This window comes from Sphingobium jiangsuense, assembly GCF_014196495.1.
In the GTDB taxonomy this organism is placed as follows: Bacteria; Pseudomonadota; Alphaproteobacteria; order Sphingomonadales; family Sphingomonadaceae; genus Sphingobium; species Sphingobium jiangsuense.
On sequence record NZ_JACIDT010000002.1, the window covers coordinates 208899 to 222527 of the forward strand.

The 13629-nt window shown below is 67.8% G+C and carries 16 protein-coding genes; all 16 read left to right on the forward strand.

From position 1 onward, the window contains the following. Positions 1-23 precede the first annotated feature (23 nt). The 16 genes from fliE (at position 24) to GGR43_RS03445 (ending at position 13564) form a co-directional block, all read left to right on the forward strand. A complete protein-coding gene (gene fliE, locus GGR43_RS03370; RefSeq protein ID WP_188070537.1) occupies positions 24-380 on the forward strand; it encodes a flagellar hook-basal body complex protein FliE in 357 nt (118 codons plus the stop codon). 31 nt (positions 381-411) lie between these two features. Further along, positions 412-2196: a flagellar basal-body MS-ring/collar protein FliF gene (gene fliF, locus GGR43_RS03375; protein WP_188070538.1), complete on the forward strand. Its 1785-nt coding sequence runs from the start codon at positions 412-414 to the stop codon at positions 2194-2196. Then, positions 2189-3220: a flagellar motor switch protein FliG gene (gene fliG / locus GGR43_RS03380; RefSeq protein WP_188070539.1), complete on the forward strand. Its 1032-nt coding sequence runs from the start codon at positions 2189-2191 to the stop codon at positions 3218-3220. The genes fliF and fliG overlap by 8 nt, the downstream gene beginning before the upstream one ends. Beyond that, positions 3213-3875: a FliH/SctL family protein gene (locus tag GGR43_RS03385; RefSeq protein ID WP_188070540.1), complete on the forward strand. Its 663-nt coding sequence runs from the start codon at positions 3213-3215 to the stop codon at positions 3873-3875. The genes fliG and GGR43_RS03385 overlap by 8 nt, the downstream gene beginning before the upstream one ends. Next, a complete protein-coding gene (locus tag GGR43_RS03390; protein WP_188070541.1) occupies positions 3872-5203 on the forward strand; it encodes a FliI/YscN family ATPase in 1332 nt (443 codons plus the stop codon). Before GGR43_RS03385 ends, GGR43_RS03390 begins: the two co-directional genes overlap by 4 nt. Next, positions 5200-5628 carry a hypothetical protein gene (locus tag GGR43_RS03395; protein WP_188070542.1) on the forward strand — a complete coding sequence of 143 codons (429 nt, stop codon included), beginning with the start codon at positions 5200-5202 and terminating at the stop codon, positions 5626-5628. The genes GGR43_RS03390 and GGR43_RS03395 overlap by 4 nt, the downstream gene beginning before the upstream one ends. Continuing rightward, the gene (locus GGR43_RS03400) at positions 5625-7646 is read left to right on the forward strand and encodes a hypothetical protein (protein WP_188070543.1); all 2022 of its coding nucleotides are present in this window, start codon (positions 5625-5627) and stop codon (positions 7644-7646) included. Before GGR43_RS03395 ends, GGR43_RS03400 begins: the two co-directional genes overlap by 4 nt. A 37-nt stretch (positions 7647-7683) precedes the next feature. Beyond that, positions 7684-8358, forward strand: a complete 675-nt coding sequence (locus GGR43_RS03405) for a flagellar basal body-associated FliL family protein (RefSeq protein WP_188070544.1) — start codon at positions 7684-7686, stop codon at positions 8356-8358. A 53-nt stretch (positions 8359-8411) separates the two neighbouring features. After that, a complete protein-coding gene (locus tag GGR43_RS03410; RefSeq protein WP_188070545.1) occupies positions 8412-9296 on the forward strand; it encodes a flagellar motor switch protein FliM in 885 nt (294 codons plus the stop codon). Continuing rightward, on the forward strand, positions 9293-9619 hold the full coding sequence (gene fliN / locus GGR43_RS03415) for a flagellar motor switch protein FliN (RefSeq protein WP_188070546.1): 327 nt from the start codon (positions 9293-9295) through the stop codon (positions 9617-9619). Before GGR43_RS03410 ends, fliN begins: the two co-directional genes overlap by 4 nt. After that, positions 9619-9954, forward strand: coding sequence for a FliO/MopB family protein (locus GGR43_RS03420; RefSeq protein ID WP_188070547.1), 336 nt, complete (start codon positions 9619-9621; stop codon positions 9952-9954). Before fliN ends, GGR43_RS03420 begins: the two co-directional genes overlap by 1 nt. Further along, positions 9938-10735, forward strand: a complete 798-nt coding sequence (gene fliP, locus GGR43_RS03425) for a flagellar type III secretion system pore protein FliP (protein ID WP_425502147.1) — start codon at positions 9938-9940, stop codon at positions 10733-10735. Before GGR43_RS03420 ends, fliP begins: the two co-directional genes overlap by 17 nt. Positions 10736-10754: 19 nt before the next feature. Then, positions 10755-11030, forward strand: coding sequence for a flagellar biosynthesis protein FliQ (gene fliQ, locus GGR43_RS03430; protein WP_188070548.1), 276 nt, complete (start codon positions 10755-10757; stop codon positions 11028-11030). Positions 11031-11049: 19 nt separating this feature from the next. Continuing rightward, complete coding sequence (gene fliR, locus GGR43_RS03435) at positions 11050-11832, forward strand: flagellar biosynthetic protein FliR (RefSeq protein WP_188070549.1); 783 nt, start codon at positions 11050-11052, stop codon at positions 11830-11832. A 3-nt stretch (positions 11833-11835) separates the two neighbouring features. Further along, complete coding sequence (gene flhB / locus GGR43_RS03440) at positions 11836-12990, forward strand: flagellar type III secretion system protein FlhB (RefSeq protein WP_188070550.1); 1155 nt, start codon at positions 11836-11838, stop codon at positions 12988-12990. Positions 12991-13123: 133 nt separating this feature from the next. Continuing rightward, positions 13124-13564, forward strand: a complete 441-nt coding sequence (locus tag GGR43_RS03445) for a hypothetical protein (protein ID WP_188070551.1) — start codon at positions 13124-13126, stop codon at positions 13562-13564. Positions 13565-13629 lie beyond the last annotated feature (65 nt).

Below are 13629 nucleotides of genomic sequence, written 5' to 3' on the forward strand. Positions count from 1 at the left end.
GCGGCCTTTAGGGGGACAAGCCGATGAACGGGATTACCACCGACAGCATCATGGCGCTGCGCAGTGCGATCCTGCAACGCAATGCCGCGCTGCGCGATGTCGCCTCGACCGGCGGCGCCGCCGACGCCGCGGGGGTGCAGGGCGCCGGGTCGGGCCAGAAGGCCGACTTCGCCGACAGCCTCAAATCCGCGCTGGAAAAGGTCAACGGCCTTCAGGCCGAGGCGAGCGAGGCGTCGGCCGCGTTCGAACGCGGCGAGACCACCGACATCGCGGCGGTGATGCTGTCGAAGCAGAAGGCGTCGCTGGGGTTCGAGGCGACGCTTCAGGTCCGCAACAAATTGCTGTCCGCCTACAAGGACATCATGAGCATGCCGGTATGACGGCGGGTCGTAGCAAGGAAAGTTGGCAATCATGAGTGACAGTGCAGCAACAGCCGCCCCGGCGCTGCCCGCCGTTTCCGCTTCCGGCGGGGCCGTGGGCAAGGGGGGCGTGGATGCGCTCCGCGCGCGGTTCACCGGCCTGCTCGGCCAGCCCGCCGTCGCCCGCAGCCTGCCCATGCTGGGCCTGCTCGGCGTGGTGGGCGCTGCCGCGCTGGCGTGGATGGCCCTGCGCGAGCCGCCGCAGCGCGACCTGTTCCGGGGCCTGCCGGATGGCGACAAGGCCGCCGTCGCCGATGTGCTCGACAAGAATGCGGTGCCCTACAAGTTCGACAGGAACAACGGCTCCATCACCGTGGCCGAGGACGATTATTTCAAGGCGAAGATGATGCTCGCCTCCGAAGGGCTGCCCAAGAGCGCGCCCGACGGCAGCAGCATGATCGACAATATGCCGATGGGCGCCAGCCGCGCGGTGGAGAATGAAAAGCTGCGCTCGGCGCGCGAAATGGACCTCGCCCGCACGATCGAGGCGATCGACGCGGTCGAAAGCGCGCGCATCCATCTGGCCGTCGAGGCGCCCAGCGTGTTCCTGCGCGACCGGAGCAAGCCGCAGGCGTCGGTGATGCTGCGGCTGGCGCAGGGGCGCAGCCTGTCGGACGATCAGGTCCGCGCGATCGTGCATCTGGTCGCGTCCTCGGTGCCCAATCTGGCGCCGGAAAATGTGTCGGTGGTCGATCAGAACGGGCATCTCCTGTCCAATGTCGACGGCGCGGAAGGGGAAACCAACCGCCAGATCGCGGTGCAGGCGCGGATCGAGGAGCGCTATCGCCAGGCGGTCATCGCGCTGCTGACGCCGATCGTCGGCGCGGGCAAATTCTCGACCGAGGTGCATGCCGAGGTCAATTTCAACGAACGCCAGGCGACGCGCGAAACCTATCCGCAGGAAGAGGCGCGGTTGCGCGCCGAAACCGGCAGCTGGCAGGCGACCAAGCCGGGCGATCAGGCCAATGGCGAGGCGGGCGGCATTCCCGGCGCCCTTGCCAACCAGCCGCCCTTGCCCGCGCAGCCCGGAACGCAGGCCGCCAACGTCCAGCAGGCCGGGGCCGCGACCGATCCGCAGTCGGCCAGCGCGAACGGGCAGGCCGTGCCGGAACTGGCGCCGATGCGCACGCAGGAAAGCTATAACCGCAATTTCGAGCTGGGCCGGGAAATCTCCGTCACCCGCGACGCCATCGGCACGGTCAAGCGCCTGTCGGTCGCGGTGGCGCTCGACAACGGGCCGGACGGCAAGCCGCGCAAGGCGGAGGAAGTCGCCGCGCTTGAAGCGCTGGTCAAGAGCGCGGTCGGCTTCGATCAGGCGCGCGGCGACGTGGTCGCGCTGTCCGCCCGCGGTTTCGCGAAGCTGGACGAGGATGCCGGGGCTCCGCCCGTCTATGAGGCTGACTGGTTCAAGATGCTTGTGCGCAATCTTTCCGCCCTCGCGGTGGTCGCGGTCCTCATCTTCGGCATCGGCCGGCCGATGCTGAAGAAGATGGGCGGCGGCAGGAAGGCCGATGGCGCGCCGGGCGCGCCCGGCGCCGCCGGTGCCGCGCCCTCGGTCGAACGCACCGCGCTGGGCAACGAGATTTCGCAGGAGCTGCTGCGGTCCGCTCAGGAAAACCCGAACCAGACCGTCACGCTCGACATGATCAGCTCGACGCCGGACTACGCCCAGCGCGCCGACCTGATCCGCAACTTCGTGAAGCAGGATCCGGATCGCGCCGCTCTGGTGGTGCGCGACTTGCTCCGCGAAAACCGCAAGGCCAAAGAAAATGCCTGAAGCCGCTCTCGCCGACGAAAACAGGGAAGCCAACCCGCTGCACGGCAGCGCGGCGGCGGCGGTGCTGCTGATGCTGTTCAGCGAGGACGAGGCCGCCGAGATCCTCTCCCGCCTCGAACCCGACGAGGTGCGCCAGCTCGGCTTCGCGATGTACGATGTCGCCGATGTGGAGATTGACGAGGTCAATCAGGCGCTCGACCAGTTCGTCAACAAGGCGAAGCGGCGCACGACCATCGGCTACGGCGCGCCGCGCCATATTCGCGGCGCGATGCACAAGGCGCTGGGCCCCGAGCGCGCGGACAATATATTGGCGCGCATCACGCCGCCGACCGCCTCGACCAAGCTCACCATGCTCAAGTGGATGGAGGCGCGCGAAATCGCCGCCATCATCGAAAACGAGCATCCGCAGGTGATGGCGGTGGTCCTCACCCATCTGGAACCGCGCGTCGCGGCCGACGTGCTCTCGATGCTTCCGGCCGCGTGGCAGGAGGACGTGGTCTATCGCGTCGCCACGCTCGGCCCGGTGCCGCTGGAGGCGCTGGACGAGCTGGAGATCATCCTCGCCAACGCGCCGATAGCGACCAGCACGGGCGCCACCTCGCAGCGGGGCGGCACCAGCGAGGCCGCCGCGATCATGAACAATGTCCGCAAGGACATGGAACAGCGGATCATCAAGGCGCTGAACAAGCGGGACAAGAACGTCGCCCAGACGATCGAGGAGGAGATGTTCATCTTCGACAACCTGATCGACCTCGACGACAAGAATATGGGCGCGCTGCTGCGCGGCGTCGATACCGAGCTGTTGACCATCGCGCTCAAGGGGGCGAACGAGATGCTGAAGGCCAAGATGCTGGGCTGCATGTCCCAGCGCGCGGCCCAGTCGATCCAGGACGAGATGGAAGAACGCGGCCCGATGCGTCTGGCCGAGGTGATCGAGGCGCAGAAGGCGGTGGTCTCGCAGGCGCGCCGCCTCGCCGAACAGGGCGTCATCATGCTTGCCGCGAAGGGGGACGAATTTGTCTAGAGTTCTTGCTGCCTGTCATCGGGACGAGGCCCTCCCGGTCGCCATCGGCGCATTGGCCGGGACGCGCAACCAGCCGATCTTCCTCGAACGCTTCACCGGTGCGCAGCCGGTCGCGAACGGGCGGCCGCTCATTCCCGCCGCGTCCGGGCCGATGGTCGGCGTGGACGAGCCGGCGATCGACCCGGTCGACCAGATCCGCGCCGAGGCGTTCGCGCAGGGTTTCGACGAAGGAATGCGGCTGGCGGGCGAAAACATGGCGGCCGATCAGGAAATCCGCGAGCGCCTCATCCATGCGCTCGAACAGATGGCGCCGGTCGCCAATGGCGAGCTTTCCGCGCTGCTGTCGGTGACGGTGCTGCGGCTGGTCGAGCAGATCGTCGGCAAGGTGTCGGTGGACCCGGAGCTGCTGGCGAAGCGCGTCGCAGCGGTCGCCGCGTTCATCGAGGAGGAGCAGGGACGCAACCAGTTGCGCGTGCATCCCGACGATATCGCGCTGCTGGCGGGGCATGAATTCGGCATCGTGCTGACGCCCGATCCCGCCATCGCGCGCGGGTCGGTCCGGCTCGAAACGTCCGAGGGATGGATCGAGGACGGCCCGGACGTGCAGCTTTCGCGCCTCAAGGCGATGCTCGACACGATGGAAGGGCAGGGATGATCCGCGCCGCTCTTGCCCATGCCGAGGATCTGCTGGGCCAGGTGGCGCTGACCGAAGGCGCGCCGCGCCCGATCGGCCGTCTGGTGAGCCATGAGGGCGGCATGCTGGAGGTGACGGGCTTCAACCGCCCGATCGGCACCGGCGCCCGTGTGGCGGCCTCGGACGGCAGTTTCGCCCGCGCCGAGGTGATCGGCTTTCGCGGCAACAAGGCGATTCTCGTGCCGCTCGACGAAGGCGCGCCCTTGCGCTCCGGCGCGCGGGTGGAGCCGGACAGCGCCGCCAACATGGTGCAGGTGGGCGAAGGGCTGCTCGGCCGGGTGGTCGACGCGATGGGCCAGCCGCTCGACCGCAAGGGGCCGATCCTCGCCGAGGGGCTGTGGCCGCTGGGCGGGGTGCGCGGCAATGTGCTCGACCGCGGCCGCGTGACCGAACCGTTCGACCTCGGCGTGCGCGCGGTCAACGCCCTGCTGACGGCGGGGCGGGGCCAGCGCATCGCGATCATCGCCGGGTCCGGCGTCGGCAAATCGGTGCTGATGGGCCAGATGATCGCCGGGGCCGAGGCGGACGTGATCGTCGTCGGCCTGATCGGCGAACGCGGGCGCGAGGTTTCCGACTTTCTCCAGACCAAGCTTTCCGGGCCGATGATGCGCAAGAGCGTCGTCGTCGCGGTGCCCGCCGATCATCCGCCGGTGCTGCGCCTGCGCGCGGCCTCCCGCGCGACGGCCATCGCCGAATATTTCCGCTCGCGCGGCCTGCGCGTGCTGCTGCTGATCGACAGCCTGACGCGCTGCGCCCATGCCCAGCGCGAGATCGGTCTGTCGCTGGGCGAGCCGCCCGCGATGAAGGGCTATCCGCCCTCTGCATTGGCGCTCATCCCCCGGCTGGTCGAGCGGGCGGGCGTCGATACCCGCACCGGCGGCTCGATCACCGCGCTCTATACCGTGCTGGCCGACGGCGACGATACCGACGACCCGATCGTCGATGCCGCGCGCGCGATCGTCGACGGACATTTCGTGCTCTCGCGCCATCTGTCCGAACAGTCGATCTTCCCGGCGATCGATATCGGCAAGTCGCTGTCCCGCGTGATGGCGGACGTGACCGACGATGCGCATATGCGCGCGGCGGCGATGTATCGCTCGCTCTGGGCCGCCTATGAGGAAAATCGCGATCTCATCCTGATGGGCGCCTATCGCCCCGGCAACGATCCGCTGATCGACGAGGCGGTGTCGCGGCATCAGGAGGTGCTGAACTTCCTGCGCCAGAACCAGAAGGAACGGATCGACCTTGAAACCAGCATCAGCGCGCTGATCGCGGAGTTCGGGGCATGAGCCGCAAGCTGATCGCCCGCCGCAAGCGCCTTGTCCGCGTGCGCGAGGCGCAGCATGCGATGGCCGTCGCCGATACCGTCCGCGCCGAGGAGCAGGTCAACTCGCTGTCCAACAATGTGCGGCGGCTGGAGCGGGTGCGCAGCGAGCTGTTCGAGGATCGCTCGATGCAGCTGGGCGGCAGCCTCGCGGCCGCGCGCGAACTGGCGACCCGCCTCGAACAGGCGGGGCGGCAGCTGGACGGCGCGCTCTACGATGCGCGCAAGATTGTCGTGCAGAAGCAGCATCGCCAGACCGAGACGAACCGCGAGAAGGAAATCGCGCTGCGGCTGGAGGATCGCGCCCAGCGCGCGAACGAGCAGGCGCTGGAAGCGCGCCTCGCCGCCATTCCGCGCTATCGCAGCATGCAGCAAAGGGGGACCGAATGAGCTTGGATCTGCTGGGTCTTGCAGGGGGCGCCCCGACCGGCGCCGCGGCACTTCGCGTTCCGGGCGCGGCGCTTCCCGCCGGTCTGGAAGCCGAAGGCGAGAGCGCCGGTTTCGCCGGGATATTGGCGGAAGCGGAGGCGGCCGGTTCGCCGGGTGTCGCTATCCTTCCGATCAAGGTTGACGGGGCGCCAGCAGCCGATGCGGTCCCTGCGGTCCCTTCCGGTGGGGCAGGCGAAGGCGCGGTTCCGGCGGGGCAGGTTGCGGTCCCGATGCCGACCTCGCCGGTGCAAGGGCAAGGCACGGAAAAGGTCAAGGCTCCCGCCGCCGAACGGAAAATTCCGGTCGAGCTACCGTCTGCTTCGTCGATGTCCGAGGATGACGTCTCCGCTGCCGCTGAGGAGACGGGCGATGCCCAAACCCTGCCGGAAACGGCGGAAACCCCGGTATCCGCCGATGGCCTGCCACTTTCGCCAATGCAGCCGCCGCTGATCGCCGCGCCTGTCGAGTCGCCCGCGCCGCCACCTGCCGCTGTTGAAACGGCATCGGAGCCTGAAGAGGGCGTGGCGGTGGGCAGGCATGTCCGGTCCGCTCCGTCTGCGCCTGTGTCTCGGCCTGTGCCTGAGCAAGCCGTAACGGCGGCGCAGGCTGGCGCGGAGGTTTCGGCATCGGACGTTCCGGCGGCCAAAGCAGCGCCGGATGGCGCACGCCAATCCTCCAAGGCCAAGGACGCCGCCATCAATCCGCAGCCGTCCACGAACGCGGCGAAGGAACCGGCGCCAGCACCGGAAGAAGCCACCCCGGAGGCCGCGCTTCCGGTCCGTCCGGGGGAAGCGACGTCGCTTCTCGACATGGCGCGCTCCGTCCTGCCGCAGCGGGGACGGGGCGGCTCTTTCTCGACGGTTGAAACCGGGCAGGGGACCGTCGTTCCCACGACCGGAGCCGTTTCCGTCCGCCTTGCGGGAGAGGGCATGACCGCGCCGGAACAGGCGCCGGTGATCCCGAATCCGACCATCGCTACGCCCGCCACCGCCGCGCGACAGGAAGAAAATCCGGCGCCGGTGTCGGTAACCATATCGGATACCGAAGCGGCGGAGGGTGGGCAGTCGGCTCTCGCCGCAGCGAAGACGGCTGTTCCGGCCGCGTCGCACACGCCCTCATCCTCGCCTTCGCCCGCCCCGGCGGAGCAGGCCCCGAAGCAGGCCCCTGAGCAGGCCCCTGAGCGGGCGATGCCCCGCGATGCCGTTCGCGCCGAGGCCGCGCCCCGGCCCGCACCGGCAAAGGGCGAAGACAAGGCACGCGCCGCCGAGCAGGCCGAGCCTGCCGCCGGAACCACATCCGCCTCATCCTCGACCGCCCAGCAGCAGCCATCGGCCTTCGACATGAAGACGTTCGGCATGGCGCCGCCGGTCGCGGCCGCGACAACGCCGCTCGGCCTCACTGGTCTGGCCGGGGGGATCGGCGCGTCGCTCGACCAGAAGGTCATCGACATGGGCGTCAGCGGCCAGTGGATCGACGATATCGCCCGCCAGATCGCGACCATCAGCGACAATCCGGGCCGGGGCAGCTTCCAGATCGCCTCGCCCAATCTCGGCGCGGTGCGCGTGGACATCATGCCGGGCGCCGACGGGAGCGACATCCGCCTGACCGCCGAGACGGAGGCTGCGCAGGTCGCGCTGATCCGCGACAAGGGGCGGCTGGTGCAGGACGCCCATCTTGCCGCGATCCGCATCGGTGAGGTGCGGATCGACCGGGTGACGCAGGCGGGCGAAAGCCAGCGCGGCGAGAGCGGCCGTGAGAAGCAGCCGGACGGCGGCAATGCGCAGACCGGAACCGCGCCCAATGGCGGGCAGGGCGGCCATGCGGGCGCGCGCCAGGATGGCGCTGCCGCCTTCGCGGGACAATATTCCGGCGGTAACGCTAAAAATCCGTTCACCAGAACCGTTATCAACGATGCGGGGATGACCGAGGCACAGGCGGTTCCCGGCGAATCACGGGTCGACAGGGCGCGCTATGCGTGAGGATCGGCCATAATCGTCAAAGGGTGGGACAGCACGCATGAGTGAAGAGGCCGCAGCGCCGAAAAAGAAAAGCGGCAAGGGCAAGCTGATTATCCTTGTGGTCGCGGCGCTGGTCGTCGGCGCCGCCGGAACCGCCGGCGGGCTGTACGCCACCGGCGCCTTCACCCATGCCGAGGCGCAGGGGCCGAAGGAAGATCCGAACAAGCCCCGGCTCGTGCTCAAGGGCGAGGATCCGGTCGCGGTGGCCACCAAGGCGGTGGCCGAGGCGGGCGGCAGCAGCAGCGGCGGCGGCGAGGGCGGCGGCGGCAATGAGGCAACCATCCCCCATGTCGATTCGGAGATCAAACCGCCCCCGGCCGGCATCGACCTGCCGCGCCCGAAGGATCCGTCCGCCTATCAGGCCACCTATTACCAGATGCCCGCGCCCTACACCTCGAACCTGGCCGATACCGACGCATTCGTGCAGGTCGCGTTGGCGATTTCCACCTTCTACGACGCCCGCGTCACCGACGGGCTGAAGGCGCATGAAACGGCGATCCGTTCCGGCATATTGATGCTGTTGTCGCAGGAGCAGGAGATCGTCATCGCCACGCCGGACGGCAAAAGGGCGCTCCAGCAGAAGCTGACGGACCTGATTAACCGGATTTTGAAAGAAAAAACCGGCTATTCGGGGGTAGATAACGTTTATTTTACCAATTTCGTTATTCAATAGGCCCGTCCAGAGCCGGGTATGTCCCCCGGCCGAGGGCTGGGGACATATTGAACATGGATAACGTACAACCTTACAAGTTCGGAGCATCGGAGCCGCAGGCCCCCGAATCGCTTTCCGGCATAGACCGGCTGGCGGAACGGACGGCGCGGCAGATGCGCGCGCTGATCGAGCCGCTGTGCGGGGGGAAGCCAGCGGTTACCGCGCAGCGCGCCGAAATGGTGAATTACGACCTGTGGTCGGCGATGGCGCCGGCCTTTTGCGCGTTGTCGACCTACCGGCTGCACCCGTTGAAGGGCATGATATTGGTGCGGCTGGACCCGGCGATGACCTGGGCGCTGGTCGACCGCTTCTATGGCGGCAAGGGCACGCGCCCCGCGCCCGAACGGCAGGAACTGGCCCCCAGCGAAGAGCGGCTCGTCGCCCGCCTTTCCGATGGCGTGATGCAGGCGCTGATTCGCACCTGGGCCGACCTGCTGCCGATGGAAATGGCGCTCGTCACGCGGGAAACCGATCCGCAGGCGCTGGCGCTGACCGATACGCATGAAGCGATGATGAGCCAGAGCTTCACCGTGCAGATCGGCAATGACGCCGAATGGGCGATCGAATTGCTCTATCCGCAGGTTGCGCTGCGCCAGCTCGAACCGCTGCTCGCCACCCATTCGCCCGACGAAATGGCCCATCGCGACCCGGTGTGGCAGGCGCGGCTCGCGCGCCAGATGGGCGAGATCAGCCTTCCGGCCAAGACCGTGCTGGCGCGGCCGACGCTGACGCTGGCGGAACTTTTCAACCTGAAGAACGGGGACGTCATCCCCGTCAGCATCGGCGGCAGCCTGCCTCTGCTCGTCGGTAACCGGCTGGTCGCCCACGGGACGATCGGCGAGCAGAACGGCAGGGCCGCCTTCAAGATAGAAACGATGGATCAAGGACAGACCGCATGAGTGACATGAGCGAGGCCCCGAAGGTGGAAAGCGCGATCGGCAAGATGACCGCCAACCCGCAATATCATCTTCTCTCCAGCATCCCGGTCCGTCTGACGGTGGAGGTCGGCTCCACCAGCCTGCGCCTGTCCGAAATCATGGACCTGACCGAAGGCAGCGTGGTGGAGCTCGACCGGCAGGCCGACGACCTGCTGGACATCATGGTTAATGGCGCGCTAATCGCCAAGGGCGAGGTGGTGACGGTCAACGGCCGGTATGGCATCCGGGTCGTCGATGTCGCCAACACCGAAACGATGATGGCCGGGGTTGAAAGGCGTGCCTGATGTTCTTGTATTTCATGAAGCTCCTCATCCTGCTGCCGCTGGTGGGGGGCATGGCGTTCGGGGCGCTGTGGCTGTGGCGTAAATATCAGCCGGGCCTGCTGGGCGCGCAGGGGGACAGGGCCATCAAGGTTCTGGAAATGCTGCCCATGGGCACGTTCGGCAAGCTGGCGGTGATCGAGTTCGACGGCAAGCGCCTGCTCGTTTCGATCACCCGCGGGCGGATCGAGAAGCTGGCCGAGGGCAGGGAAGAGCCGCCCGCCCGCCCGTCCTACAGCTACCGCGAAAGGCCGATCGAACCGGCGCGGGAGGGGGCGGACCGTGCGCCGCGCTATTAAGGGGCTGGTCCTTGCCGGGGTGGGGACCGGCCTCGTGCTGTTGAGTGCCCATCCGGCGCTGGCGCAGGCCGTTCCGGCCGCGCCCGTGCCGACGCCCGCGCCGGGCGGAGCGCTCACCCGCGCGATGAACGATATTTCCGGCACCGGCGCGCCGATGTCGCTGTCGCTCCAGATCCTCATCCTGATGAGCCTGCTGACGGTGCTGCCGTCGCTCATCCTGATGATGACCAGCTTCACCCGCATCATCATCGTGCTGTCGCTGCTGCGCCATGCGCTGGGGTTGCAGCAGACGCCGCCCAATCAGGTGCTGGTGGGCCTGGCGCTGTTCCTTTCCCTCTTCGTGATGCGCCCGACCATCGATCAGGTGAACGCGCAGGCCTTCACCCCCTATGGCGCGGGGCAGATCAGCATTGAGGAGGCGGTCGGCCGCTCCGCGAAGATATTCCATGTGTTCATGGCGAAGCAGACGCGCGAAAGCGACCTCAAGCTGTTTGCCGGTCTGGCCGAGGCGCCCGCCTTCCGGTCGGTGGAGGAGGTGCCCTTTTCCATCCTGCTGCCCGCCTTCGTCACCAGCGAGCTGAAAACGGCGTTCCAGATCGGCTTCATGATCTTCCTGCCGTTCCTCATCATCGATCTGGTGATCGCCTCGACCCTGATGTCGCTGGGCATGATGATGCTGTCGCCGACGATCATCTCCATGCCGTTCAAATTGCTGCTGTTCGTGATGGTGGACGGCTGGGCGCTGACCATGGGGTCGCTCGCCAGTTCCTTCGCGACCTGACGGAAAGGCGGGACGGAAGATGGAAAGCTCGGATTATTTCGTCGGCCTCGCCCAGCATGCGCTGTGGGTGACGGCGCTCGCCGCCGCGCCGATCCTGATCCCGGCGCTGATCACCGGCGTGCTGCTGGGCATGATCCAGGCGGCGACCTCGGTGAACGAGCAGACGCTGAGCTTCGTGCCGAAGCTGATCGTCGTGGCGGTGATGCTGGCGCTGTTCGGCGGGTCGATCCTGGTGCTGATCGCCGATTTCGCGAAGGATATCTTCGAGCGTATTCCCGAAATGCTCGGCAATTAGGGAAGGGGGCAGGCATTCCATGTTCCCGGCAGGCTTCGCAGGCGTCGAAAACCAGCTCTGGCTCTGGCTCATCGCGATGATCCGGCCGGGGGCGGCGTTCTTCGCCGCGCCGATCTTCGGCGCGCAGGCGGTGCCGGTGCAACTGCGCCTGATCATCAGCCTCGCGGTCGGCATGGGGGCGATGAACAGCGTGGTGTTCCAGCTGCCCGAAGGCGGCATAGCGAGCTTCGCGGGCGTGCTGCTGGTGATGGGCGAGGTGCTGGCCGGGGTGGCGATGGGCTTCGCGCTCCAGATCGGCTATGCCGCCGCCTTCGTCGCGGGCGAGGCGATCGCCAATGCGATGGGGCTGGGCTTCGCGTCGATGGTGGACCCGCAATCGGGCCAGTCGACGCAGGTGGTCGGGCAGTTCCTCTCCATCCTCGCCACGCTGCTGCTGCTGGCGATGGACGGGCATCTGCTGCTCGCCAGCTATGTGGTGCAAAGCTATCAGGCGCTGCCGCCCGGCGGGGTGAGCCTTTCCAACGATACGATCTTCGGGCTGGTGCAGTTCGGCGGCGCATTGCTGGGCGCGGGGCTGACGGTGGCGCTGCCGGTCGGTTTCGCGCTGATCCTCATCCAGCTGGTGATGGGCATGCTGGGGCGCTCGGCACCCGCGCTCAACCTGTTCGCGGTCGGCATGCCGATGGCGCTGATCGCGGGCCTCGTGCTGCTGGCGATGACGATACCGATCATGGCGCAGGCGATGTCCGACGCGCTGCGGCAAGGGCTTGACCAGGCCCAGATCATCGCCGAGGGGAGGTAACCCATGGCCGAATCCAACGGTGGCGGCGAAAAGACCGAAAAGCCGACAGCCAAGCGGCTGGAAAAGGCGACGGAGGACGGCGATATCCTCCAGTCGCGCGATCTGGGCACTGCCCTTGTCGTGCTCGCGGGCGTGGTCTGGCTGGCGGTGAGCGGGCCGATGATCATGGACGCGTTGCAGCATATGCTGATTTCCGCGCTGCGCTTCGGGCACGAGGACGTGGTCGATTTCGCCCCCGCCGACCGGGGCGCGACGCTGCTCTCCGGCCTGCTCGTGCCCGTGGGCGGGGTGATGCTGGCGACGATCGCCGCCGCCATCGCCGCGCCCGCGATGTTGGGCTCGCTGGGCTTCCGCGCCAAGGCGTTCCAGCCCAAGCCCTCGAAGCTCAACCCGGCCAAGGGCCTCAAGCGCATGTTCGGCACGCATGGTCTCATCGAACTCGCCAAGTCCATCGCCAAGGTCGGGGTGCTGGGGCCGCTCGGCGTCTGGCTGGTGTGGAGCCAGCTGGCGGAAGTTTCGACGCTGGGCAGCAGCGACCTTGCAGGCGCGCTCGGCAAGGTGGGCGCGATCTTCATCCACACCTGCCTGGTGATGGCGGGCGGCCTGTTCCTGATCGCGGCGATCGACGTGCCCTCGCAGTTCCTGCAACGCAGCAAGCGCCTCGCGATGAGCAAGCAGGACATCAAGGACGAGCACAAGGAATCCGAAGGCTCCCCCGAACTCAAGGGCCAGATCCGGCGGCGGCAGTTCGAAACCCTGTCCGCCAGCGCGCGCAAGGCGGTGGAGGAGGCGTCGGTCGTGCTGATGAACCCGACCCACTTCGCGGTCGCGCTGCGCTATCAGCCCGGCCGGGACGGCGCGCCGGTGGTGGTCGCGCGCGGGCGGGACGAGATGGCGCTGGCGATCCGCGATCTGGCCGACGCCCATCAGGTGCCGGTGCTGCAATATCCGGCGCTGACCCGCGCCATCTACTTCACCTCTCGCGTCGGGCAGTTGGTGGACGAGCAGCTTTACGTCGCGGTGGCGACGATCCTCGCTTTCGTGTTCCGCGTCGAGCACAAGATGGCGAGCGAGATGGACCGGCCGTTCATCGACCTGCCGGACGACATGCTGTTCGACGCCGAAGGGCGCAAGAGCGGCAAGGGCGAAGGCCGATAGGGGCGCGGGCGGACAGAGGGGCGAGGAGCGCCGATAGCTCGGCCTGTTCGGCCCGTTTGCGCGCTTCTTGGTTAAACGGCGCTTAGCCGCACTCGATTGCAAAGCCTTTACGGCCGCGCCCGATAGTGGTGCCATGACTGATCTCGTGCCTCGAATCGACAATGCCGCGGCAGCAGAGCGCATCGCGCCGCGCGTCGTTCCGGCGGTCGCGGCGGTGCAGGCGGCCAGCGCCGGCGCGGGCGGATCGTCCGGCGAGGAGGAGGTCGGCGCCGATCACGGCGCGGAGGCGCGGCGCCAGCTCATGGCCAGCATGGCCGACTATGCGCGCATGCAGGCGCGCATCTCCCATATTCTCGATGAGATGAACGGCGGCGTCGAGCAGGCGAGCGCCGACATGGACGCCATGGCTTCCGGCTCCACCGTGCTGGTTCCTCCGCCGCCCGCCACGACGCAGGCGCTGGAAATGGCGCTGCAACTGGCCCGCGCGATGGCGCGCAAGGCGGATCTCGCCCGCGCGGCGCAGGCCAATCTCGATCCCCGCACGGTCGGCGCGATCGTCGGTCACGCCGACTGAAGGCCGCCATCGGCCGCATCGGCCGGGCGAACCGGAAAAATCACCTTTTCGTTAAACATTTGCGA